Source organism: Ornithinimicrobium pulveris (genome assembly GCF_050261105.1).
Taxonomy (GTDB): domain Bacteria; phylum Actinomycetota; class Actinomycetes; order Actinomycetales; family Dermatophilaceae; genus Ornithinicoccus.
Window position 1 is genome coordinate 3,212,080 of record NZ_CP189837.1, and the last position, 21,819, is coordinate 3,233,898.

25 protein-coding genes are annotated in these 21,819 nt (G+C 71.1%); 18 read left to right on the top strand and 7 right to left on the bottom strand.

The features are described 5' to 3' along the window. Window positions 1–118 precede the first annotated feature (118 nt). From ACQBAT_RS14990 to ACQBAT_RS15015, 6 genes are all read right to left on the bottom strand, one after another. Entirely contained in the window at window positions 119–1,996 is a 1,878-nt protein-coding gene (locus ACQBAT_RS14990; protein WP_420748544.1) for a bifunctional 3'-5' exonuclease/DNA polymerase, read from the bottom strand. Between the two features lie 31 nt (window positions 1,997–2,027). Further along, window positions 2,028–3,050, bottom strand: a complete 1,023-nt coding sequence (locus ACQBAT_RS14995; protein ID WP_420748545.1) for a 1-aminocyclopropane-1-carboxylate deaminase — start codon at window positions 3,048–3,050, stop codon at window positions 2,028–2,030. A gap of 75 nt (window positions 3,051–3,125) precedes the next feature. Then, window positions 3,126–3,767, bottom strand: coding sequence for a GntR family transcriptional regulator (locus ACQBAT_RS15000; protein ID WP_420748546.1), 642 nt, complete (start codon window positions 3,765–3,767; stop codon window positions 3,126–3,128). A 120-nt stretch (window positions 3,768–3,887) separates the two neighbouring features. Then, entirely contained in the window at window positions 3,888–4,709 is an 822-nt protein-coding gene (locus ACQBAT_RS15005; RefSeq protein ID WP_420748547.1) for an SGNH/GDSL hydrolase family protein, read from the bottom strand. 28 nt (window positions 4,710–4,737) lie between these two features. Then, window positions 4,738–5,556 carry a polysaccharide deacetylase family protein gene (locus ACQBAT_RS15010; RefSeq protein WP_420748548.1) on the bottom strand — a complete coding sequence of 273 codons (819 nt, stop codon included), beginning with the start codon at window positions 5,554–5,556 and terminating at the stop codon, window positions 4,738–4,740. Between the two features lie 67 nt (window positions 5,557–5,623). Then, the gene (locus tag ACQBAT_RS15015; protein WP_097189226.1) at window positions 5,624–5,899 is read right to left on the bottom strand and encodes an HU family DNA-binding protein; all 276 of its coding nucleotides are present in this window, start codon (window positions 5,897–5,899) and stop codon (window positions 5,624–5,626) included. A 131-nt stretch (window positions 5,900–6,030) separates the two neighbouring features. Here ACQBAT_RS15015 and ACQBAT_RS15020 point away from each other — a divergent pair, with 131 nt between their 5' ends. The 15 genes from ACQBAT_RS15020 to ACQBAT_RS15090 all read left to right on the top strand — a co-directional run bounded on the left by ACQBAT_RS15020 (window position 6,031) and on the right by ACQBAT_RS15090 (window position 18,562). Next, a complete protein-coding gene (locus ACQBAT_RS15020) occupies window positions 6,031–7,050 on the top strand; it encodes a GTP pyrophosphokinase (RefSeq protein ID WP_420748549.1) in 1,020 nt (339 codons plus the stop codon). Beyond that, window positions 7,047–8,057 carry an aminotransferase class I/II-fold pyridoxal phosphate-dependent enzyme gene (locus tag ACQBAT_RS15025; RefSeq protein ID WP_420748550.1) on the top strand — a complete coding sequence of 337 codons (1,011 nt, stop codon included), beginning with the start codon at window positions 7,047–7,049 and terminating at the stop codon, window positions 8,055–8,057. Before ACQBAT_RS15020 ends, ACQBAT_RS15025 begins: the two co-directional genes overlap by 4 nt. A 192-nt stretch (window positions 8,058–8,249) precedes the next feature. Continuing rightward, the gene (locus tag ACQBAT_RS15030) at window positions 8,250–9,335 is read left to right on the top strand and encodes an ABC transporter substrate-binding protein (protein WP_420748551.1); all 1,086 of its coding nucleotides are present in this window, start codon (window positions 8,250–8,252) and stop codon (window positions 9,333–9,335) included. A 38-nt stretch (window positions 9,336–9,373) separates the two neighbouring features. Then, entirely contained in the window at window positions 9,374–10,441 is a 1,068-nt protein-coding gene (locus ACQBAT_RS15035) for a FecCD family ABC transporter permease (RefSeq protein WP_420748552.1), read from the top strand. Then, complete coding sequence (locus ACQBAT_RS15040; protein WP_420748553.1) at window positions 10,438–11,283, top strand: ABC transporter ATP-binding protein; 846 nt, start codon at window positions 10,438–10,440, stop codon at window positions 11,281–11,283. The genes ACQBAT_RS15035 and ACQBAT_RS15040 overlap by 4 nt, the downstream gene beginning before the upstream one ends. Then, window positions 11,280–11,885 (top strand): cob(I)yrinic acid a,c-diamide adenosyltransferase, encoded by a 606-nt coding sequence (gene cobO, locus ACQBAT_RS15045; RefSeq protein WP_420748554.1) that lies wholly within the window; start codon window positions 11,280–11,282, stop codon window positions 11,883–11,885. Before ACQBAT_RS15040 ends, cobO begins: the two co-directional genes overlap by 4 nt. Beyond that, a complete protein-coding gene (locus tag ACQBAT_RS15050) occupies window positions 11,869–13,185 on the top strand; it encodes a cobyric acid synthase (protein ID WP_420748555.1) in 1,317 nt (438 codons plus the stop codon). The genes cobO and ACQBAT_RS15050 overlap by 17 nt, the downstream gene beginning before the upstream one ends. Next, complete coding sequence (locus ACQBAT_RS15055; RefSeq protein WP_427197714.1) at window positions 13,179–13,856, top strand: adenosylcobinamide amidohydrolase; 678 nt, start codon at window positions 13,179–13,181, stop codon at window positions 13,854–13,856. Before ACQBAT_RS15050 ends, ACQBAT_RS15055 begins: the two co-directional genes overlap by 7 nt. After that, the gene (gene cbiB / locus ACQBAT_RS15060; protein WP_420748557.1) at window positions 13,853–14,794 is read left to right on the top strand and encodes an adenosylcobinamide-phosphate synthase CbiB; all 942 of its coding nucleotides are present in this window, start codon (window positions 13,853–13,855) and stop codon (window positions 14,792–14,794) included. The genes ACQBAT_RS15055 and cbiB overlap by 4 nt, the downstream gene beginning before the upstream one ends. Continuing rightward, window positions 14,791–15,339 (top strand): bifunctional adenosylcobinamide kinase/adenosylcobinamide-phosphate guanylyltransferase, encoded by a 549-nt coding sequence (cobU, locus tag ACQBAT_RS15065; protein ID WP_420748558.1) that lies wholly within the window; start codon window positions 14,791–14,793, stop codon window positions 15,337–15,339. Before cbiB ends, cobU begins: the two co-directional genes overlap by 4 nt. 10 nt (window positions 15,340–15,349) lie before the next feature. After that, the gene (gene cobT, locus ACQBAT_RS15070) at window positions 15,350–16,477 is read left to right on the top strand and encodes a nicotinate-nucleotide--dimethylbenzimidazole phosphoribosyltransferase (protein WP_420748559.1); all 1,128 of its coding nucleotides are present in this window, start codon (window positions 15,350–15,352) and stop codon (window positions 16,475–16,477) included. After that, a complete protein-coding gene (gene cobS / locus ACQBAT_RS15075) occupies window positions 16,474–17,217 on the top strand; it encodes an adenosylcobinamide-GDP ribazoletransferase (RefSeq protein WP_420748560.1) in 744 nt (247 codons plus the stop codon). Before cobT ends, cobS begins: the two co-directional genes overlap by 4 nt. Then, window positions 17,214–17,621, top strand: coding sequence for a nuclear transport factor 2 family protein (locus tag ACQBAT_RS15080; RefSeq protein ID WP_420748561.1), 408 nt, complete (start codon window positions 17,214–17,216; stop codon window positions 17,619–17,621). The genes cobS and ACQBAT_RS15080 overlap by 4 nt, the downstream gene beginning before the upstream one ends. Before the next feature lie 350 nt (window positions 17,622–17,971). Further along, a complete protein-coding gene (locus ACQBAT_RS15085) occupies window positions 17,972–18,175 on the top strand; it encodes a CopG family transcriptional regulator (RefSeq protein WP_420748562.1) in 204 nt (67 codons plus the stop codon). Window positions 18,176–18,178: 3 nt separating this feature from the next. Beyond that, window positions 18,179–18,562: a type II toxin-antitoxin system death-on-curing family toxin gene (locus ACQBAT_RS15090; RefSeq protein ID WP_420748563.1), complete on the top strand. Its 384-nt coding sequence runs from the start codon at window positions 18,179–18,181 to the stop codon at window positions 18,560–18,562. Here ACQBAT_RS15090 and ACQBAT_RS15095 read toward each other — a convergent pair. Further along, complete coding sequence (locus ACQBAT_RS15095; protein WP_420748564.1) at window positions 18,549–19,916, bottom strand: cryptochrome/photolyase family protein; 1,368 nt, start codon at window positions 19,914–19,916, stop codon at window positions 18,549–18,551. The two genes, ACQBAT_RS15090 and ACQBAT_RS15095, sit on opposite strands and share 14 nt — an antisense overlap. On the opposite strand from ACQBAT_RS15095, the gene ACQBAT_RS15100 reads away from it, so the two are divergent. The 3 genes from ACQBAT_RS15100 to ald are packed head-to-tail and all read left to right on the top strand — an operon-like array spanning window position 19,869 to window position 21,815. Further along, window positions 19,869–20,261 carry a hypothetical protein gene (locus ACQBAT_RS15100; protein WP_420748565.1) on the top strand — a complete coding sequence of 131 codons (393 nt, stop codon included), beginning with the start codon at window positions 19,869–19,871 and terminating at the stop codon, window positions 20,259–20,261. The two genes, ACQBAT_RS15095 and ACQBAT_RS15100, sit on opposite strands and share 48 nt — an antisense overlap. Next, entirely contained in the window at window positions 20,258–20,689 is a 432-nt protein-coding gene (locus tag ACQBAT_RS15105; RefSeq protein WP_420748566.1) for a TA system VapC family ribonuclease toxin, read from the top strand. The genes ACQBAT_RS15100 and ACQBAT_RS15105 overlap by 4 nt, the downstream gene beginning before the upstream one ends. Before the next feature lie 4 nt (window positions 20,690–20,693). Then, window positions 20,694–21,815 carry an alanine dehydrogenase gene (ald, locus tag ACQBAT_RS15110; RefSeq protein WP_420748567.1) on the top strand — a complete coding sequence of 374 codons (1,122 nt, stop codon included), beginning with the start codon at window positions 20,694–20,696 and terminating at the stop codon, window positions 21,813–21,815. Window positions 21,816–21,819: the final 4 nt, after the last annotated feature.

Sequence of the window (21,819 nt, forward strand, 5' to 3'; positions counted from 1 at the left end):
AGAGCGGCCCTGCACGCCCTGCATGGGAAGTGCCGGTGAAGCATGATGACGTCGCTGCGGAGCGAACCTGGACCCGACACCGTCTGGCCAGCACGCGAGAGCCGCGGTCGCGGACTACTTAGGTCTGGTCGTAGGACTCCACGATCGACACGTCCAGGGGGAAGTGCACCGGAAAGTTGCCGAAGAGGAGCTCTCCCGCCGATCGGGCAGCGTCGCGGATCGCGCCCGCGACATCATCGGCATACCGCTCGGGGGTATGCACCATCACCTCATCGTGCAGGAAGTAGACCAGCTCCGGTCGCCCGGGCGCTCGGGCCATCGGCCCAGTCACCGCCCCGCTCATCCCCTCTGCCATCACCCCGGCCATCGATCCTGGGCTGGCGATAGCCATCCCATCAGCTCCACACTCCAGGCCCTCGTCCTCCGCCAGCTCGCTCAGGAGTCGCCGCAGGTGGCCCATCCAGCAGAGGGCCCACTCCGCGGCTGTCCCCTGGACCACGAAGTTCCTCGTGAACCGACCCCAGTCCCGTGCCGCCTGACGCGCCCGGCGCTCAGCTCCCTGCCCGGCGTCAGGCTGCTGGGCCGCCGATTGGACCTCGTGCCAGGACTCTGGCGGCGGCGGGCTGGTCCGGCCAAGCCAAGTCCGCACCACACCACCGCTCTCCCCCGTCGCAGCCGCGTTGTCCACCACAGCGATCGCCCGGGGATAAGCCCGGCGAAGACGCGGCATGAGGGCACCAGCCTCGCCGGTCGTGGCGCCATACATGGCCCCGAGCATCGCGATCTTGGCGTGATCGCGGCTGCCGACCACGCCCTGGTCGACGAGTGCCTGGTAGAGATCACCGCGAGTCGCGGCCTCCGCCATCGCCTGATCTCCGGACATGGCCGCCAGCACCCGGGGTTCGAGCTGCGCAGCATCAGCGACCACCAGTCGCCAGGCAGGGGCAGACCTGACTGCGCCCCGGATCACCTTCGGCAACTGCAACGCGCCACCGCCACGACTCGCCCACCGCCCCGTGACCACGCCGCCGGCCACCCAGTCCGGCCGGAAGCGGTCCTCTCGCACCCACGCAGAGAGCCAAGCCCACCCGTTAGCGGTATGCAGACGGGAGAGCTTCTTGTACTCCAGCAGGGGCGCGATCACGGGATGATCCAACCCCTGAAGCTCCCACTGACGAGTGGAGGTCACGTCCAGACCGACCCCGCGCAGCGCGCTCACGAGGTGGGGCGCCGAATCCGGGTTGAGGCTCGGTACCCCGAGCGCTGCCCGGATCTCCGCGACCAGCGCAGCCATGCGGGTCGGTCGGCCACCATGCGGATCACGCTCACCCAGGAGCCGACCCAGCAACTGCTCGTGCGCCGCCGAGCTGAAAGGAACACCCGTCTGGTTGAGCTCGGCCGCAATCAGTCCGCCGACCGACTCGGCGTGACAGAGCAGCCCGAGCGCCGAGCCATCCTCGCGACCCGCCAGGAACCGCCGCTGAGACAGGTGCTCGGCGACACACTCCTCCAACCCCGGCCCTCTGCTCGGCGCATCGAACAGCGTCGTCCCGACCTCCTCGAGCTGCCCGCGCCCGCCCTCGGCACCCGGCAGCGAGACATCCCAGAGCGGATCGGACTCGAAGCCGCCAACCCGCCGCAGGATGGCGTGGACCAGTCGTAGATCGATGGCGCGGCGAACCCGCACCCCGGCACGCAGCAGGAGCGCGTACACCTCCGAGGAGTCGGCCCACACCCACCTGACGTCGCCGCTGCCGACACGCTCCCGCGCTGCGACCCAGGCCGGAAAGTCGGCGACAGGCACGCGATGCGCGCCCGCCCCGTGGGCAGTGCCGACTCCAACAACGGTGTCGCCCGCAGTGCCGTCGCCAACAACGGTGTCGCCCACGACGACGTCGCCCGAAACGGCGTCGCCAACAACGGCCTGATTGGCGGAATTCCGCGAAACGTCGACGACACACGCCTCATCACCGACGAGGGCGATAACGAGGTCCACCCCCGCAGGATAGGCGGGCGGGGTGGGCTCCTCAGTCCTCGAAGATCGCGCTGTAGGCGTTCAGCGCCAACTGCCCACCCAGGTGTGCGTAGAGCACGTTCGAGTCACGCGGGATGTCACCATCCCGCACGAGATCGATCAGCCCGGCCATCGACTTGCCCTCATAGACCGGGTCGATGATGACTCCTTCAAGCTCGCCGGTCAGCCGGATCGCATCGATCGTCGACTGCACCGGGATCCCGTAGAGGTCACCGGCCCACCCCTCACGGACATCAATCTCGTCATCCCGCAGCTCGCGCCCGAGACCGATCAGCTCGGCGGTGTGGCGGGCGATCCGCGCCACCTGATCGCGCGTCTTCTGCAGGGTGGCGCTGGCGTCGATCCCGATCACCTTCCGCGGGCGCCCACCGGCCTCCTCGAGGGCAGCGAAACCCGCGATCATGCCGGCGTGCGTCGAGCCGGTCACCGTGCACACCACGATGGTGTCGAAGAAGACGCCGAGCTCTTCCTCCTGCTGGGCGACCTCAGAGGCCCAGTTGGCGAACCCGAGCCCGCCGAGCGGGTGCTCCGAGGCCCCCGCCGGGATGGGGTATGGCGTGCCACCCGCCTCGCGCACGGACTCCATCGCCTCCTCCCAGGAGGGCCGGATGCCGATGTCGAAGCCCGCCTGGTCGAGGCGTACGTCGGCGCCCATGATCCGGGAAAGCAGGATGTTGCCCACCTTGGCGTTCACCGGGTCGTCCCAGTCCACCCACTTCTCCTGGACGAGGACCGCCTTGAGCCCCAGGTGGGCGGCCACTGCAGCCACCTGGCGGGTGTGGTTGGACTGAAAGCCACCGATCGAGACCAGGGTGTCGGCCCCGGACGCCAGCGCGTCAGGAATGATGTATTCCAGCTTGCGGGTCTTGTTACCCCCGAAAGCCAGGCCGGAGTTCACGTCCTCCCGCTTGGCCCAGACCTGCGCTCCCCCGAGGTGCTCGGTGAGACGCGGAAGGCGATGGATCGGGCTCGGTCCGAAGGTGAGCCGGTGGCGTGCAAAGTCGGTGATGGCCATGGTGCGGAACTCCTGTGGTTGCTACTGCGCGGTCGAGGCTGCAAGGCGAGACATGAGGGGTGGGGCTGACGAGGGCTAGAGGCTCTCCCAGGTGGCCAGGGCGGCGATCGCGGCACGCTCGGCGTCGCCCGCAGCCAGGGCATCGATCAACTGGTCGTGCAGATCGCTGGACAGCACGGTGGTCGCTGCAGGATCGCGGAAGCGGGCACGCTCGGCACGGCGCAGGAGCGGCGAGTACTGCTCCAGGGTGTCCCGCAGCGCGGCATTGGCGGCCGCCTCGATCACCACGTCGTGCAGCACATCGTCCGCCGCCAGCGCGGCATCGACGTCACCGCGTGCCAGCGCATCCGCGAACTCCTCGTTGGCAGCCCGCATCCGCTCGAGCTGGGCGGACGTGAGCTTCGGGGCAGCCAGGCGCGCGGCCAGGGCGTGCATCGCCGCCACCACCGGGACTGCGTCATGCACCCGCGCGTCATCCAGCGGGACCACGGTCGTCGAACGACCCGGGCGGGTCACCACCAGCCCAGAGCGCTCCAACCGCATGAGGGCCTCGCGGATGGGGGTGCGGCTGACCCCGATCCACTCCTGCAGCTCGGCTTCGCGCAGCTGCTCCCCCGGCGCCAGCGTGCCGTCGACGATGGCATCACGCAGCACCTCATAGGCGCGGTCTCGCAACAGGGTGCGCCCCACGACGGAGCGACTGGCCGGGACTGGCATGCAATATATTGCACACGAGACGTCGAGAGGTGTCAAGCAGCACGGCTGCACCGTGGGGGAAACGCAGCCTGGAGAGAACGAGACTGCGGGAGGGAGACTGCGAGCCAGATTCGCCGAGTGTCAGTTCCCGGGCAGGTCCACCGGGAGCACCTCGGGCCGCTTCGGGGTCCGGTGGTCGCCCGAGCTCTCGCCCCGCAGCCGCCGCCGGATCCACGGCCGCAGGTGCAGCGCCACCCACTCCCGGTCTGCCGCCAACGACTCGAACCGCCCCAGCGGCGGCGCCGCCTCGAGCGGCTCCACCCAGTCCCGCACCTCGAAGGGCAGACCCAGCGTCCACAGCGCCTGGGCCGCGACCCGGGCATGCCCCTCGCTGGACAGGTGGATCCGGTCCTCGCCCCACATCCGCGCATCCCGCAGCGAACGCAGCGAGTAGATGTCGACCACGAACGAGCCGGTCCGCTGGCCCAGTGCCCAGAGCTCGGCGGTGTACTCCACCATGCGCGGGTGCACCCGGTTCACCAGCGGCGCCCAGGCCACGTTCGGCGCGGTGAAGAGCAGCACGTCGGCGCCGGTCTCCCGGATCCGCTCGACCCCGGCCTCCAGCTTGGCCATCACCGACTCCAGGGAGACCTTCGGCCGCAGCACGTCATTCCCGCCGGCCGAGAAGCTCACCAGATCCGGCGTCAGCTCCAGCGCCGCCTCCAGCTGCTCCTCGATGATCCCGTCGATCAGCCGACCCCGGATCGCCAGGTTCGCATAACCGAAGGGCTGGTCGAGCTCGTCATTGCGGGCGGCGAGCGCGGCGGCGACGCGGTCGGCCCAGCCGACGTACTCGTCCTCCACCTCCGGGTGCGCATCCACCATCCCCTCGGTGAACGAGTCGCCGATCGCCACGAAGCGCTCCCACACGCGTGGCTGGGCCGGGTCAGGTCGCACAGGCATGCCCCCAGGGTATGCCGTGTGGCTGGCGCTACAGGACGTCCTGCAGTCGGGCGAAGCTCACCTCGCGCTCGCGCAGGATCTCGATGGCCCGGCTGATCCCCGCGGCCGTGCCGCTCCCAGGATGGTTGAAGTGCCCCAGCACGATGTCCCCCGGCCCGGCCTGCACCACATTGTTCGCCACTTGATCTGCACTGGCCGTCGCGCCCCAGTCAGCGTTCACGCTGAGCCCCACGACCGGGGTGCCCAGCCACCTGGCCAGGTCGGCCGCCACCTCGTCACAGTGGGCGGTGCCGGGTCGGAACCAGCGGGGAGTGACGCCATACCGGGACTGGAAGAACAGGTGCGGTCCGCGGATCTCGTCGAAGGCCGCGGAGACGTGCTCGGTCCCGGGGACGCCGTACGCCACCCAGCCGCGCACCGACAGCGGCACGTGCCGGTCACCGTGGTTGGCGATCTCGAAGAGGGGGTCATCGACCAGGTCCTGGGTGATGTCCGGGTTCGCCTCGGCCCACTCCTGGTTGATGAACAACGTGGCCGGCACCTGCTCGCGCCGCAGCACCTCGATCAGGTCCTCGTCATAGCGGTGCACGCGCCCGCCGCACGCGTCGAAGGTCAGCGCGACCGCCTCCCCTTCACTGCCCGAGATCACGCCCGAGATGTCACTGCGCGAGATCACGCCCGGCACGTCCAGGCCCCAGTGCCGCGGCCGCCTGGCCCAGTAGCGCGCCAGCGCCCGCTCCCGCAGACCCTCTTCACCATCGACCCCGCCCTCAACGGATCCCCCCGAGCCCAGCAGCCCCAGCGCCCCGAGCAGCACCCCACGTCGACTCGGCCGCGCCCACTGCATACCCCCACACTACGAGGCCCGCCGCCCCCTCACGGGGACGACGGGCCTCGAGCGATATCTGCAGGCGTCAGCTGGAGACGCGCTCCTTCAGCTTGGAGCCGGCCTTGAACGCCGGAGCCTTGGAAGCAGCGATCTGGATCTCCGCGCCGGTCTGCGGGTTGCGGCCCGTACGGGCAGCGCGCTCGCGCACCTCGAAGGTGCCGAAACCGGGGAACGACACCTTCTCGCCCTTGGCGAGCTCGGAGCCGATAGCGTCCAGGACGGCGCTGACGACCTTGTCGGCAGCAGCCTGCGTCATGCCGGCCTCGCGTGCGACAGCCTCGACAATGACCTTCTTGCTCATGGGTACAGCCTTTCTGGTGACTGAGTTGTCCCCGCCACGGTAAGCAGACAGGCGGCCAGAATGCGAACCGACGCGCCAGAGAATGCCCAGCAAAGGCCCAGGAATACCGCGGAGCCATAGGGTTTGGAGGCATGGGCCACCCCGTTGTCGACCGTGCGGTCGCCGCCTATGCCGAGCTCCAGCCGACCCTGCTCACCGTCACCGACGAGATGGTCGAGCTGCTGATCTCGCTCATCGACGACGCCGGCATCAATTATCTGACCGTCACCGGCCGCACCAAAGGCATCGGCTCCTTCGCCGCCAAGGCCCACCGGCGGGTCCGGGCCGCCCGCGGCTCCCAGGGCTCCCAGGCAGCCCTCGATCCCATGCGGACCATCACCGACCAGGTGGGCGCCCGGATCATCACCTACGTCCGCAGCGATGTGCGGGCCGTGGCCGACCTGCTGCACGACCACTTCACCATCCTCGAGGACCGCGACATGGGCCAGGAGACCGCGAGCGCGGGGCAGTGGGGCTACGCGAGCCGCCACCTGCTCATCTCCCGCGACCCGCTGGGCCCGGACGGCAGCCTCCCGCTCTACGACCCCACCCGCTGCGTCTCGATCCAGCTGCGCACGGTGCTGCAGCACGCCTGGGCGGAGTTCGAGCACGAGGTTCGCTACAAGGGCACGGTGCCGCCCGAGCAGGTCCCCGACCTCGACCGCCGGTTCACCCTGGCCGCCGGGCTCCTCGAGCTCGCGGACAGCGAGTTCACCGCGATTCGCGACCGCCTCCAGGCCGGGCTCTCCCACGGCGGCGTGGACGCCGACGCCACCGACCCACGGATCAGCGCCCAGGAGCTGGCGACCTATCTGGCCGGCCGTTACTCCTCGGCCGGCTGGTCGCGCACCGAGCACTACGCGTGGATCGCCGAGCTGCTCCTCCAGCTCGGCATCGACTCCCTCGATGAGCTCACCGCGATGCTCGGCGATGTCGACAGCGACGCCGTCACCGCGGCCATGGGGTACCACTACCCGCCCGGCGCCGTCCGCCGCCTCGACGACGATCTCCTCGTCCAGCTCGGGGAGCGGTATGTCGATCTGCCGGGCAATGAACGCCGGCGCGAGCCGCTCCTGGGTCGCCTCGCGAGGGCCCGGGCGGCCGGGGCATGACCTCGATCCCACCAGCCTCAATCCCACCGGCAGGGGACCACGGCGGGGATGGGGTCGCGGTCGCCCGCGCCCTGGGCATCGACCCTGCCGAGCTGCTCGACCTGTCGCAGAACATGAACCCGGCCTTGCCGGAGGGCCTCGTCGCAGGCGTCCTCAGCCGCCACCTGCATGCCGTGGGCCGGTATCCGGACCCTCGCACCGCCACCTCGCTGCTCGCTGACGCCTTCGGCGTGGAGCCCGAGCGGCTGCTCCTCACCCATGGCGGCAGCGAAGCCATCCACCTGGTCAGCCGAGTGCTCGGCGGCGGGGTCCGCAGCGAGCCGGAGTTCGGCCTGCACCCCCGCAGCCCTGACGGACCGCGCTGGCGGACCGACCCGCACAGCCCGTCCGGCCGGCTGGCGACGGCGGCAGAGCGGGCCGGGCAGTCGTCGGGGGGAAGGGAGGCTGAGGGCATGGTCTGGGACGAGGCCTTCTACGCCCTCGCTACCGGACGCTGGACAGCCGCCAGCACCAGCACCAGCACCAGCACCAGCACCAGCACCAGCACCACGATCGTCGGCTCCCTCACCAAGACCTTCCACTGTCCGGGTCTGCGCCTGGGCTATGTGCTCGTCGGCGACCCCAGTGACACGATCGCCCGCTGCGCCGCGGAGCAACCCCACTGGCCGGTCTCCACCCTCGCCCTCGCCGCCCTGCCCGACCTCCTCGAGCTGGCCGATCTACCGGCCTGGGCCGACCGCACGAGTAGGTTGCGGGCGGAGTTGGGTGAGCTTCTGCATACGTCATGGTTGGGGCACGAACTGGTCGTGGAGTCCGCCGACGCCCCCTGGGTGCTGGTCCACGCGCCCGGGCTGCGGGAGCGGCTCGCCCCGCACGGGGTGCTGGTGCGGGACTGCACGAGCTTCGGGCTCCCGGGGGTGGCGCGGGTCGCGGTGCCCGACGAGCGCGGTCTGGAGCGCCTCGCGCAGGCGCTAGAGTGGGCAGGTCGCGCAGACGAAGTCCGGTGAGAACCCGGCACTGACCCGCAACGGTGGAGTCACCCGCAGCAGCAAGACCGCAGCATCGCGAGGTGACCGAGTCCGGTCGAACTGCTCGACGATCCGACACCACTCGCCCTCGAGGACCCAGGGGCCGGTTCGGACGGCGGACCACATGCTCTGTCGCTCGAGCTCCCACCTCGACCGACAGGAGATCAGGCAATGCAGACCCGCCCCACCTTCCGCCTCGTCACCGCACTCGCGGCCGGCGCCGCCCTCACCCTGACCGCCTGCGGCAATCGTGACAACGGCGACAACGGCACCACCGGTAGCGACGAGACCCCCGCCACCGCCCCCGCCGCGGGCACCGAGGACAGCACCGACGACGCCGACGACGCCGCCGACGCCGCCGCGCAGACCGACGACGCCGAGGACACCGCCGACGACGCAGCGGGCACCGCCGCGGCTGGCGAGTCCGATGGCGAGTTCCCGGTCACCGTGGACGCCGACAACGGCGAGGTGACCATCGAGGAGCGCCCCGAGCGCATCATCTCGCTGTCCCCCTCGACCACCGAGAGCCTCTTCGCGATCGGCGCCGGCGACCAGGTCCTCGCCGTCGACAGCTTCTCCACCTACCCGGAGGAGGCGCCGACCACCGACCTGTCTGGCTGGGACCCGAATATCGAGGCCATCGTCGGCTACGAGCCCGACCTGGTGATCATCGCCAACGACATGAACGACATCGTCGCCTCGCTCGAGGCCGTCGACATCCCGATCCTGGTCAGCGGCGCTCCCGCCGACGTCGACAGCGGCTACGACAGCCTGGCCGGGCTCGGCCTGGCCACCGGTCACGTCGACGAGACGGCCGGCGTGATCGCCGGGATGCGCGCGGCGATGGACGACGCCTACGCCGAGGCCGAGGACGCCGAGGGCATCCGGATCTACCACGAGCTCGACGACACCTTCTACGCCGCGAGTTCCAACAGCTTCATCGGCTCGGTCTACGAGCAGATGGGTGCGGTGAACATCGCTGACGAGGCGGACACCGAGAGCACCGGCTACCCGCAGCTGACCGAAGAGGCCATCATCGAGGCCAACCCGCAGCTGATCGTCATCACCGACCAGGTCACCTACACCGCCGAGGACGTCGCCAACCGTCCCGGCTGGGACCAGATCGACGCCGTCATCAACGACAACATCGTGGTCGTCGATGCCGACATCGCCTCTCGCTGGGGGCCGCGCCTGCCGCAGCTCGTCGAGCTGGTCGCTCAGGCGCTGAACCAGGTCAACGTGCCCGTCGGCCGCTGACCGACTGCCGCTGACCGACTGCCGCTGAAACCACGCCTGTGGCCCACGCCCTCGACCCCCTGGAGGCCTCGGCGGCCAGAGCCTTCCGGCTCCGGCCGCCGGCCCTCCTCGGTGCCGTCGCCCTCGTCCTGCTCGCCGGGCTCGTCTCGGTCACGCAGGGGGCGGCGGGACTGCCGGTCGAGGGCGTGGTCCGTTCCCTGCTCGGTGCGCTGCCGGGCCTCAACCTCGAGCAGACCCTGACGGCCCAGCAGGAGGCCGTCCTGTGGCAGATCCGGCTGCCGCGCACCGTGCTCGCCGCCCTGGTCGGTGGCTCGCTGGCGATGGCTGGCGCCGGCTATCAGGGCGTCTTCCGCAACCCGCTCGCCGACCCCTATCTGCTCGGCGTCTCCGCGGGCGCCGGGCTGGGTGCCGTCCTGGCCCTCGGCTTCGGGCTGGACCTGTCCTGGGGGCCGATCAGCGCGCTGCCGGCCGCCGCCTTCCTCGGGGCCATCGTGGCGGTGACCGGGTCGGTCCTGGTCGCCCGCGGCTCCTTCCGCGACCCGGCGACCCTACTGCTCGCGGGGGTGGCGATGGCGGCCCTCTTCTCGGCGATGCAGACCTTCGCGCTGACCCGCCTGGACCAGACCCGCGCCCGCGAGGTGCTCTCCTGGTTGTTCGGTCGGCTCGCCACCAACGGCTGGGCGCCGGTGAGCCTGCTGATCCCGTATGTCGTGGTCGCCGGCCTGGTCCTGCTCCTCCACGCCCGTCATCTGGACGTGCTTCGGTTGGGTGATGACGAGGCGCGTTCGCTCGGCCTGAGCCCGGCTCGCTCCCGGTTCGTCATCGTCAGCGCCGCCACCCTGATCACCGCGGCTGCGGTCTCGGTGAGCGGGCTGATCGCCTTCGTCGGCCTGGTCACCCCGCACATCGTGCGACTGCTGGTCGGCCACTCCTACCGGGTCCTCGTGCCGCTGTCAGCCCTGCTCGGCGCGGCCTTCCTGGCCTTCGTCGACATCGGCGCCCGCACCCTGGCCGCCCCGGCCGAGCTGCCTGTCGGCGTGATCACCGCCTTCGTCGGCGCCCCCTTCTTCTGCTTCGTGCTCTGGCGGGGAAGGATCGACCGATGAGCGCCGCGGCGCACCAGGTGGCCACGGCCCTGACCCCCCAGCACGCACTGCGGGTGCACGACCTAAGCGTGGCCTACGAGGGCAAGGAGGTGCTCACCGACACCGAAGTGTCGCTGCACCGCGGGGAATGGCTCGGGCTGATCGGGCCCAACGGCTCGGGCAAGTCCACCCTGCTGCGCGCGCTCGTCGGGCTGGTCGCCAGCTCCGGCGAGATCACCCTGGGCGATGGCACCCCACCCGGCTCCACCGACCTCGCCCTGATGCCCCAGCACCCGGAGCTGCCGGTCGGGATGAGCGTGATGGAGTACGTCCTGCTCGGCCGCACCTCCCACCTCGGCTGGTTCGCCCAGGAGTCGCGCCAGGACCGGCAGATCGCGATCGACGTCCTGCGCCGCCTGCACCTGACCTCCTTCACCGACCGACCCGTCACCCGGCTCTCTGGCGGTGAGGCCCAGCGCGTGGTGATCGCCCGGGCGCTGGCCCAGCAGTCCCCGATCCTGCTGCTCGACGAACCGACCAGCGCCCTCGACCTCGGCCACCAGGTCGAGGTGCTGGAGCTGGTCGATGAGCTGCGGCACGAGGACGGCCTGACCGTCGTCGCCGCGATGCACGACCTCGGCACCGCCGGCCGCTACGCCGACCGTCTCGCCCTCCTCGACCGCGGGCGCCTCGTCGCGATCGGCGATCCCGCCACCGTGCTGGAGCCCAGCCTGCTCTCCCGGGTCTACGGCCACCCGGTGCACGTCCATGACGTTGACGGCCACCTCGTCGTCGTCCCCGCTCCCCGGCCCAGCCGGGCCGCGCGGGAGGCGAAACGGCATACCGTGAAGGAGATCTCGTGAGCGAGCAGGAGCAGGGCACGCAGGACAAGAACGACCACAGCGCCCCGCGCACGAAGCGGCCCTACGATCGCCGCGAACTGCGCTCCGCGCCCTCGCTGGTGCTGGTCAACACCGGGCACGGCAAGGGCAAGTCGACCGCAGCCTTCGGGACGCTCCTGCGCAGCCGTGGGCGGGACTGGCCGACCGCCGTCGTGCAATTCCTGAAGTCCGGCAAGTGGCGCACCGGCGAGGAGGCGATGCTGCGCCAGCTGGGCGTGGAGTGGTTCAGCGCCGGCGACGGATTCTCCTGGGACAGTGCCGATCTGGACGAAAGCCGCGCCAAGGCGGTGGCGGCCTGGGCGTTCTCCCGTGAGCTGATCGCCGCGGGAGCGCACCGGATGGTGATGCTCGACGAGATCTCCTACCCGATGAACTGGGGCTGGATCGAGGTCTCGGATGTCGTTGCGGCACTGCGGGACCGGCCCGAGGACGTCTCGGTCTTCCTCACCGGCCGCGAGATGCCCGAGCCGGTGATCGAGGTCGCGGACACCGTCACCGAGATGGTCGTGGTCAAGCACGCCTTCCAGCAGGGCATTCGGGCGCGGCGTGGCATCGACTACTGAGCACGCAGCCAGGGGATCGGGCGCCCTGCTGGTCGTCGGCGCGACGAGTGGAGCGGGGAAGTCCACGCTGGTCACCGCGCTGTGCCGGGCGTTTGCGCGCAGGGCGGACGTGGCGGGGGTGGCACCGTTCAAGGCCCAGAACATGTCCACGCACACCGTCCGGACCGCTGACGGCGGCCTGATCGGGGTCGCGCAGGCCATGCAGGCCCGGGCCGCTGGTGTCGAGCCCGGGGCGCGCATGGGTCCGATCCTGTTGTGTCCCACCGGTTCCCGCTCTTCCCGGGTGATCGTGCTCGGCAAAGAGGTCGGCGAGTCCGACGCCCTCTCGTATGCCGATCGCGCCCGCACCCTGCGCCCGCTCGCTCTCGAGACACTCACCGGGCTGCGCTCCGAGCACGAGCTCGTGGTGCTCGAGGGCGCCGGTGGCGCCGCCGAGATCAACCTGCTGGAGCGGGACCTGGTCAACCTGCCGCTGGCGGCCGCAGCAGGGGTCCCGGCCGTGCTCGTCGTGGACATCGAGCGGGGTGGGGCGTTCGCGTCGGCGTACGGGACCTGGGCTCTCCTGCCGGAGCGCCTGCGATCCTGCCTGAAAGGCTTCGTGATCAACACCTTCCGCGGCGACGTCCGGCTCCTCGACAGCGGGCTGGCCGACCTGGAGCAACGGACCGGGATACCGGTGCTCGGTGTGCTCCCGCACCTCGGCGATCACCTGATGCTGGGCGTCGAGGACTCGCTGGACCTGGACCGGATGCTGGCGCCCAAGGTCACTGCCGGTGCCAGACAGCCGAGTGCGCCGCTGCGGGTCGCCGTGCTGCAGATCCCCCGCCTGGCCGACCCCGCAGACCTGGACCCCCTCGTCCTCGAACCGTCCGTGCAGCTGCGCTGGGCCACGCACCCCACAGACCTCTCCCCCGAGCTCGCCGACCTCGTGATCGTGCCGCGCAGTTCCTCGCCGGAGGCCACGGAGACGTGGCTGCACGAGCGCGGCCTGGACGCCGCGCTGGACCAGGCCCGAACAGCGGGGCCGCGCGTCCTGCACCTCGCCGACGACGCCGTAGACCTCGACGCCGTGGACCTCGATGCCGTGGACCTCACCGACGACGCCGCCCGCCGCGCCTACCTCACCCGGCTCGCCCGGGAGAGCGGACGCGAGTATGTGGCGGGCGACACGGCATACGGGGACGCGGTGGAGGCCCACCTGGACCACCTGGGCGACTGGGTCGAGGCGCACCTGGACATCCCCCGGCTGCTCCAGCTGGCGCGGACGGCGGTGCGGCCGGGGCAGGAGCCCGGGTGGTGACCGCGGCGCCGACGCTGACCCGACATCCGGACGTGCTCGCCTGGGACGTGCCCGCGGGGTGGGTGGCGCTCAGCTCGGCAGCCGTGGGCGGTGGTCTGCTGCGGCCGCGCTGGGTGCTCAACGCGGGCGTCGGGGACGGCTTCTCCCGGACCGATCTCGCGACGTGGTCGGCCGAGGTGGCCGGTCAGGTCGGGCTGACCGGACTGGGCTGCGCCCTGCTCACCGCCGCGGACGTCTCGCAGGTGCAGCATGCTGAGGTCGAGGGGGTACTGGCGTGGGCGACGGTGGGCGTGACCAAGCCGACCTGGCCGGTGCCCGCGGTGGACGTGGGCGGCAACCCCGGCAACCCCGGCACGATCAACATCGTGGTCACCCTGCCGGTCCCGCTCAGCCCCACCGCCCTGGTGCAGTCGCTCGGGACGATCACCGAGGCGAAGACGCAGGCCCTGATCGAGGGTGGGGTGCCGGGGACCGGGACGGCCAGCGACGCGGTCGTCGTGCTCTGCCCGGAGGCCGGCGCCCTGGGTGCGTCCGGGCGTCCGGAGGCCTTCGCCGGGGTCCGCTCGAGATGGGGTGCGGTGCTGGCGCGGGCGGTGCACGGGGCGGTGGCAGCGGGGCTGGCCGCCCACCCCTGGCCGCCGGACGACGTGGATCCGACGGTGGTGTGGTGACCTCTCGCGCGCTCGGCGTCGCGGTCGGGCTGGTGCTGGACCGGGCGATCGGCGAGCCTCCGACGCGGCTGCATCCGGTGGCGTGGTTCGGGACGGCGATGGGGCGGGTGGAGGAGGTGCTCTACCCCCGATCTCCCCGACTGCGGCGTCCCGCCGGGGTCCTGTATGCCGCCACCGGGCTTCTCCTCGGCGCCACAGCCGGGGCGCTGCTCCCGGTGAGCATCGCGGTGGGGGTGGCGAGCGCGGGGCGGATGTTGCGGCATACCTCTGCGGAGATCGAGACGCTGCTTCTCGCCGGTGATCTGGCCGGCTCCCGGGAGAAGCTGCCGTGGCTGGTCGGGCGCGACCCATCCGGGTTGGACGAGAGCGGGGTGGCGGCGGCGGTGGTGGAGTCGCTCGCGGAGAACACGGTGGACGCCGTGATCGCGCCGGCCTTCTGGGGGCTGGTCGCGGGGGCTCCCGGCGTGCTGGCACACCGCGCGGTGAACACGATGGACGCGATGGTGGGACACCGGTCGGAGCGGTACGCCCGCTTCGGGACCGCGGCGGCGCGGCTGGACGATGTGATGGCGTGGGTGCCGGCCCGGGTCTTCGCCGGGCTGGTGGCGCTGGACGCGGGCTCGCGGGGAGCGGGCGGGACCGCGTGGCACGTCCTCAAGGTTGTCGCGCGCGATGCGGGTGCCCACCCCTCCCCCAATGCCGGGGTGGCCGAGAGCGCGGTGGCCGCTGCGTTGAGGGTGGAGCTGGGCGGGCCGCTGCGCTACGGGGAGCGGGTGGAGGAACGGCCGGCCCTGGGCGATGGTCCCCGGCCGCAGGCGGAGGACATCGCGCGGGCGCGGGGCGTGGTGGATCGGGTGGAGCTGATGGTCGCGCTGGCGGCTCTGACAGGGTGGGCGCTGACACGGTCGAGGAAGCGGCGGTGGAGGAGGAACTCATGACCCTGACACTGCTCACCGGTGGTGCCCGCAGCGGCAAGTCGTCGGTGGCCGTCCGGCGTGCGCTGCGCGCTGAGCAGGAGGATGGGGAGCGCGAGGGCAGACCCGTCGTCTTCGTGGCCACCGGCCAGGCCGGTGATGAGGAGATGGCGGCCCGGATCGCGCTGCACCAGGCCGAACGCCCCGCGCACTGGAGCACCCTCGAAGCCCCGATCGACCTGGACGAGGCCGTCGCCAGCATCGAGCCCGGCCGCACCGTCATCATCGACTGCCTGGCACTGTGGGTGTCCAACCTGATGGGCGCGGGCGAGGATGAGCCGGCCACCCTGGCCCGGGCACAGGCGCTGGGAAGGTGGGCTGCGGCATACCGGGGCGCGGTGATCGTGGTGACCAACGAGGTGGGCTCGGGGATCGTGCCGATGCACCCGGTGTCGCGGGACTACCGGGACCGGTTGGGCCGGGTGAACGCCCTGATCAGCAGCCGGGCGGACCTGGCGCAGCTGGTGGTGGCGGGCCGTACGCTCACCCTGGACCCGATCGAGGAGTAAGGGAGCCGAGATGACCGATCAGCACACGCCCGACCAGCAGCAGACCCCCCGCGAGGTGGTCGAGGCCACCATCGCCGCGATCGGAGGCTTCGACGCCGACGCCTCGGCCGCGGCGGCCGGCGCGATGGACGGCAAGGTGAAGCCGCTGCGCAGCCTCGGCGAGCTGGAGAGCATCGCCGCCCGCGTCGCCGGCATCCAGGGCACGCCCCAGCCGCACGCCGACCATCCGGCGGTCGTGGTCTGCGCGGCCGACCACGGGGTGGCGGCCAGCGGGGTGAGCGCCTATCCGCAGGAGGTCACCGGCCTGATGCTGCAGAGTTTCGCGGCCGGCACCGCTGCCGTGGGCGTGCTCGCCCGCGAGGCCGGGGTGCGGCTGCTGGTCGCTGACCTCGGCGTGCTCAGCCCCCCGAACCTTCCAGCGGACGGCAACCCGGTGCTGGACCGACGCGTGCGAGCGGGCACGGCCGACAGCATGACCGGGCCGGCGATGACGCTCGCCGAGGCCGAGCAGGCGGTCGCGCACGGGGTCGGGCTCGCGAACCTGCTCATCGACGAGGGCGCCGACCTGATCGGGCTGGGCGAGATGGGGATCGGCAACACCACGACCGCCGCCGCCCTGACCGCGGCGCTGCTCGACCGCGACCCCGCGCGAGTGACCGGGCCGGGCACGGGGGTGTCCGGGGAGGTCCTCGCGGCCAAGGTGCGGGCGGTCGACGCGATCCTGCGGCGCCACGAGAAGGAGAACCCGGGGGCGCGGGCGGACGAGCCGTGGGCGGTGCTGGCCGGGATGGGCGGACTGGAGATCGCGGCACTGGCCGGGGTGGCGCTGGGCTGCGCGGCCCGGCGGGTGCCGGTGCTGCTGGACGGCTTCATCAGCACGGCCGCGGCCGTGGTCGCCTGGCGGTTGGCGCCACGGGTGGTGGACTCCATGATCGCTGCCACCCGCTCGACCGAGCCCGGTCACAGCGTGCAGCTCGAGGCCCTTGGGCTGGACCCGATCCTGCAACTGGGGATGCGGCTGGGTGAGGGCAGCGCGGCCTCGCTGGCCGTGCCGATCGTCCGCTCGGCAGTAGCGGTGCTGCGCGACATGGGCAGCTTCGCCGACCTGGGGCTGGCGGAGGACACGCCCCCGGTATGAGCCTGCTCGACGCCGTGGCCTTCCTGACCCGGGTGCCGGTGCCGGTCCGGGAGCGCTTCGATCTCGCGCGGGCGGCCTGGGCCTTCCCGGTGGTGGGGGCGCTGGTGGGCCTGGTGGTCGGCGGCGTGGCCGTCGCCGGTTCGCTGGTGCTGCCGCCGCTCGTGGCCTCGGCGCTCGCGGTCGCGGCGGGGGTGCTCCTCACTGGCGCGCTCCACCTGGATGGGCTGGCCGACTGCGCTGACAGCTGCGGCGGCCGGGATCGCGAGGCGCGGCTGCGGATCATGAAGGACAGCTCGGTCGGGGTGTATGGCGTCGCTGCGGTCGTCCTCGACCTCCTCCTGCTGGTGGCGCTGGTGCAGGCGCTGGTGGTCGCGCTGCCGTGGGCGTCCGCGGTGGTGGTGCTCGCCGGTGGGTATGCCGTGTCCCGCGCCGCGATCCTGCCCGTGGCCCTGTGGCTGCCGTCAGCACGGCCATCCGGGACGGGCGGGGTGCTCACCGGCGGCCTGCAGCCCGCAGGGGTGGTGGTCGCCGTGATCGTGGCCGTGGTGCTGGTGATGGTCGGGGCGCTGGTGTGGACACCGCTCGCGGTGGTGCTGGTCGGTGGCGGTGTGGGCGCGCTGATCGTTGCGCTCTGGGCCCGGCAGACCCTGGGCGGGGTCACCGGTGACGTCTTCGGCGCGGTCGTGGAGATCTCGCTGCTGGGGGCCTTGCTCGCGGCGGCGCTAGCGTTGCGGGTGTGAGCACTGTGGAGGCCTGGATGAGGCACGACCTGGAGCAGAACAAGGCGAACGTGAAGGCGTTCTACGACCTGATGTTCAACCAGTGCCGCCCGCAGGAGGCGATCGACCGCTACGCCGGTGCGGACTACCGCCAGCACAACCCGCACGTCGCCGACGGCAAGGCCGCGTTCGTGGACTACTTCGAGCGGATGGCACGGGACTACCCCGGCAAGCACGTGGAGTTCGTGAGGGCCTTCGCCGAGGGCGACCACGTCATCCTGCACTGCCGCCAGACCTGGCCCGGCTCCGACGACTACGCCGGCATCGACATCTTCCGGTTGGACGAGGACGGCAAGATCGTCGAGCACTGGGACGTGCTCCAGGTCATCCCCGACACCTCGGCCAACGACAACGGGATGTTCTGAGGCGCAAGACCTTTCTTAATCTCTGCCGGTCCCCCTTCCTATGGTGGTTGCGAGCCCTGCGCAACGTGACAGCACGGAGGAGGCGCGAGGTATGGAGCACCACGAGATCACCTTTCTGCGCGCCCGGTCGAGGGCCTGGCGGCGCCCACGGTCAGATCCGGATTGTTCGGGACTCTCTGGTCTACGCGGGCTTCTTCCTCGAGGGAGAGCGCGAGGGGCATACCTGGCTGACGCGCAGCTTGCGCCGTCGGCAGCGTGACCTCGGGGCTGACCCGCGCACGGGTGTGCCCCCAGTCATCCCGCAGCCAGCCTCAACCGCGACTGTGATACCACAGTGATACCATGGCTGCATGGCGATGACTCTGCGACTGTCTCCGGCGGACGAGCGTGCCTTGGCCGCCCTGGCGGAGGCTGAGGGTGTGAGCAAGCAGGAGGCGACGGTGCGGGCGATCCGAGAGGCGGCCGCGCGGCGCGGACACGAGGAGCGTGTGCGCGAGCTGTCCGCTCGTGGGCGGGAGCGGTACGCCGATCTGCTTGAGCGTCTCGGACGCTGATCCGTGGAGTACCTGACGACCGAGGATCTGCTTGCGCTGGCGGCCGACCTGGGCGTGGGCCCGGTCCAGGACCTTGGCCTCTTGGACTCCGCGGCCCACCGCCCCGGCGCCAACGTGCTCGGTCGTGACGCCTATCCCGACATCGACACCCAGGCCGGCGCGCTCCTGGAGTCCATCGTGGTCAACCACCCTCTCGTGGATGGCAACAAGCGACTGGGATGGCTGGCGGTCGTCGTGTTCTACGGCCTCAACGGCATCGATCTTCAGGCCCCCGACGACGCCGCGTACGACCTAGTCATCGCCGTGGCCAGCGGTAAGGCCGACCATCAGGCAGCAGGTCGCCAACTGGTCAGGTGGCGCTCACCGGTCTCGCTCACCCCTTCTTGACCGCCTCATATCTCGCCAGCGTGTCCTTGCGCTCCTCGGAGTGATCGACGAGCCGCCTCGGATAGCCCTCGGCATACCCGTCCTCGACCTCCCACGGCTGGTGCACCGCCTTGCCCTCGACATGCCGCAGCTCGGGGATCCAGCGGCGGACGTAGTCACCGGCCGGGTCGAACTTCTCCCCCTGCAGCACCGGGTTGAAGACGCGGAAGTAGGGCGCTGCGTCGGTGCCCGTCCCGGCCACCCACTGCCAGCCGTGGTTGTTGGAGGCGATATCGCCGTCGACCAGCCTGTCCAGGAACCACCGCGCACCGACCGGCCACCACACGTGCAGGTCCTTGGTCAGGAAGCTCGCCGTGATCATCCGCACCCGGTTGTGCATCCACCCGGTCGCGAGCAGCTGCCGCATCCCGGCGTCCACGATCGGATAGCCCGTCTCCCCCCGCTTCCACGCCTCGATCGCGTCCTCCGGCTCGTCGTAGCGCAGCCCCTCGAGCGCATCCCGCAGGTCCCGCCACGCGCTCCAGGGCTGGTGGAAGAGCACGTCGGCGTAGAACTCCCGCCACGCCAGCTCCTTGGCGAAGGTCGCCGATCCCGTCGACCGCTTCGGCGCCAGGTCGGCGAGCAGGGTGCGTGGGTGCACCGCCCCGATCTTCAGGTATGCCGACAGTCGGCTCGTCCCGTCATGGTCCGGTCGATCGCGGTCCTGGGTGTAGTCGGCCAGGGCCTCGTCGCAGAAGTCCGCCCACCTCGCCAGGGCGGCGGCCTCGCCGGCCGCCGGCAGTTCGGGCAGGTCCTCGACCGCGAGCGCCTCGTCGAGCAGCTCCAGCGCCTCGTCGTCGGACTCGACGTCGAGGAGCGAGAGCTCAGCCGGGTCCTCGGCAGGGGCGGGCCAGCCGTGCTGCTGCCAGGCCCGGTGGAAGGGGGTGAACACCTTGTACGGATCCCCGCTCCCGTTGCGGACCAGACCCGGCCCCACGGCATACGGGGTCCCTGTCTCGACCCACTCAACGCCCTGCGTGGCCAGCGCCTCCCGCACGCGCTCGTCGCGCCGCATACCGGCCCCGGTCACCTCCCGGGTGACGTGCACCGACCCCGCGCGGACCTCCTCGGCGACGGCAGGAACGACCTCATCTGGACGCCCGTACCGCACCGCGATCCGACCGCCATAGGACGCCTGCACCGCCTGCAGCGAGGCCGCGACCCAGGCCCGGCGCACCGGCCCACCGCGCTCCCAGAGGTGCGGATCGACCACGAAGAGCACCGCGAGCGCGCCATCCGCGGCGTCCAGCGCAGCGAGCAGAGCCGGATGATCGGCACGGCGCAGATCGCGGCGCAACCAAAGCAGGGCGGGCATGCCCGCGAGTCTGTCATGCACTCGCCAACCACGAATGATGTGGTGATGCTCCCAATCTTGATCATCATGATGCTAACGTGGGGCATGGCCCGAACGACAGTGACCCTCGACAGTGATGTGGAAGCCCAGCTCCATCGCCTCATGCGTGAACAAGGGCTGTCATTCAAGGCAGCCCTGAACGACACCCTTCGGCGTGGCTTCGACGTCGTGCACGGACCGCCGATCGCGGTTCAGTTTCCGGTGTACGACCTCGGCAGGCCCAGCATCGACCTCACTCATGCCTTGCGCGTCGCCGCCGACCTCGAGGACGAAGAGATCGCCAGGGAGCTCGAGGTCGGACGGTGAGGATTGTCGACGCGAACGTGCTGATCTATGCCGTCAACACCTCAGCCCGACAGCATGAAGCGGCACGCTCCTGGCTGACTCGCGCGCTGGCCGGCCCCGAATCCGTGGGCATCCCGACGCACTCCTGGCTGGCCTTTCTGCGGATCACCACCCGCCCCCACCTGCTGGAGAACCCGCTCACTGTGAAGCAGGCGACCGACCTGGTCGAGGCCTGGCTGCACCCGCCACACGTCGTCGATCCGCCGTCCCCCTTGGGACACCACGCCAGGGTGGCTCGCCTGCTGAGTGACGTGGGCACGGCTGGCAACCTCGTCCCCGATGCTCACCTGGCCGCGCTGGCCCTCCATCACCACTGTCCCATCGTGTCCTTCGACCGAGACCTGACCCGCTTCGGGGTCGACGTGGAGGTTCCCCAGCCCCCAGACTGAGGCCATGAGAGTCTCAGTGCCGAGCGAGGTCAAGAACAACGAGTTCCGGGTGGCGATCACCCCGGTGGGGGTCAACGAACTGGTCCGCAGGGGGCACGAGGTCTTCGTGCAGCAGGGGGCTGGGGAGGGTAGTTCGATCCCCGATGAGGACTACGAGGCGCAGGGCGCGACGATGGTCGACGGAGCCGAGGACACCTGGGCAGCCGGCGAGATGGTGCTCAAGGTCAAGGAGCCGATCGAGCAGGAATACGGCTTCCTCCGCGACGACCTGACCCTGTTCACCTATCTCCACCTGGCGGCCGACGAGCCGCTCACCCGCCGCCTCGTCGAGGCGGGCACGACCGCGATCGCCTACGAGACGGTGCAGCTGCCGAGCGGCTCGCTGCCCCTGCTCTACCCGATGTCGGAGGTCGCTGGCTGCCTCGCGCCGCAGGTGGGCGCGCACACCCTGATGAAGCCGTCCGGCGGTCGCGGGGTCCTGATGGGCGGCATCGGCGGCGTGGCCAACGCCAAGGTCCTGGTCCTGGGCGGCGGCGTCGCGGGCCAGAACGCCGCCAACATCGCCATGGGCATGGGGGCCGATGTCACCATCCTGGACACCGACCTGGAAAAGCTGCGGACGCTCTTCTGGCGGTTCAACAACCAGGTGCGCCAGCTGGCCTCCAACAACCTCACGATCAGCGAGTTGGTCCCGCAGATGGACATGGTGATCGGCACCGTCCTCATCCCGGGCGCCAAGGCACCCAAGCTGGTGACCGACGACATGGTCGCCTCGATGAAGCCGGGCTCGGTCCTGGTCGACGTCGCCATCGACCAGGGCGGTTGCTTCGAGGGTTCCCGCCCGACCACCCACGCGGACCCGACCTTCGAGGTGCACGACTCGGTCTACTACTGCGTCGCCAACATGCCCGGCGCGGTCCCGCACACCTCCACCTGGGCGCTGACCAACGCCACGCTCCCGTATGCCGTTCAGCTCGCCGAGCGCGGGTGGGCCGACGCGCTGCGCGCGGACCCGGCGCTGGCCAAGGGTCTGAACACGCACGCGGGGCAGCTGACCTACCGCGCCGTCGGAGAGGCCTTCGGGATGGAGTCGGTGGAGACCGACGACGTCGTCGCCGGGTCCTGAGGGG

Excerpts from the sequence above, each read along its gene's own strand:
- ACQBAT_RS15085 (WP_420748562.1), top strand. The coding sequence starts at position 17,972 with ATGGCGATGACTCTGCGACTGTCTCCGGCGGACGAGCGTGCCTTGGCC.
- cobU (WP_420748558.1), top strand. The coding sequence starts at position 14,791 with ATGACCCTGACACTGCTCACCGGTGGTGCCCGCAGCGGCAAGTCGTCG.
- ACQBAT_RS15030 (WP_420748551.1), top strand. The coding sequence starts at position 8,250 with ATGCAGACCCGCCCCACCTTCCGCCTCGTCACCGCACTCGCGGCCGGC.
- ACQBAT_RS15020 (WP_420748549.1), top strand. The coding sequence starts at position 6,031 with ATGGGCCACCCCGTTGTCGACCGTGCGGTCGCCGCCTATGCCGAGCTC.
- ACQBAT_RS15025 (WP_420748550.1), top strand. The coding sequence starts at position 7,047 with ATGACCTCGATCCCACCAGCCTCAATCCCACCGGCAGGGGACCACGGC.
- cobS (WP_420748560.1), top strand. The coding sequence starts at position 16,474 with ATGAGCCTGCTCGACGCCGTGGCCTTCCTGACCCGGGTGCCGGTGCCG.
- ACQBAT_RS15040 (WP_420748553.1), top strand. The coding sequence starts at position 10,438 with ATGAGCGCCGCGGCGCACCAGGTGGCCACGGCCCTGACCCCCCAGCAC.
- ACQBAT_RS15000 (WP_420748546.1), bottom strand. The coding sequence starts at position 3,767 with ATGCCAGTCCCGGCCAGTCGCTCCGTCGTGGGGCGCACCCTGTTGCGA.
- ACQBAT_RS14995 (WP_420748545.1), bottom strand. The coding sequence starts at position 3,050 with ATGGCCATCACCGACTTTGCACGCCACCGGCTCACCTTCGGACCGAGC.
- ACQBAT_RS15095 (WP_420748564.1), bottom strand. The coding sequence starts at position 19,916 with ATGCCCGCCCTGCTTTGGTTGCGCCGCGATCTGCGCCGTGCCGATCAT.
- ACQBAT_RS15005 (WP_420748547.1), bottom strand. The coding sequence starts at position 4,709 with ATGCCTGTGCGACCTGACCCGGCCCAGCCACGCGTGTGGGAGCGCTTC.
- ald (WP_420748567.1), top strand. The coding sequence starts at position 20,694 with ATGAGAGTCTCAGTGCCGAGCGAGGTCAAGAACAACGAGTTCCGGGTG.
- ACQBAT_RS15010 (WP_420748548.1), bottom strand. The coding sequence starts at position 5,556 with ATGCAGTGGGCGCGGCCGAGTCGACGTGGGGTGCTGCTCGGGGCGCTG.
- ACQBAT_RS15100 (WP_420748565.1), top strand. The coding sequence starts at position 19,869 with ATGATCGGCACGGCGCAGATCGCGGCGCAACCAAAGCAGGGCGGGCAT.
- ACQBAT_RS15015 (WP_097189226.1), bottom strand. The coding sequence starts at position 5,899 with ATGAGCAAGAAGGTCATTGTCGAGGCTGTCGCACGCGAGGCCGGCATG.
- cobT (WP_420748559.1), top strand. The coding sequence starts at position 15,350 with ATGACCGATCAGCACACGCCCGACCAGCAGCAGACCCCCCGCGAGGTG.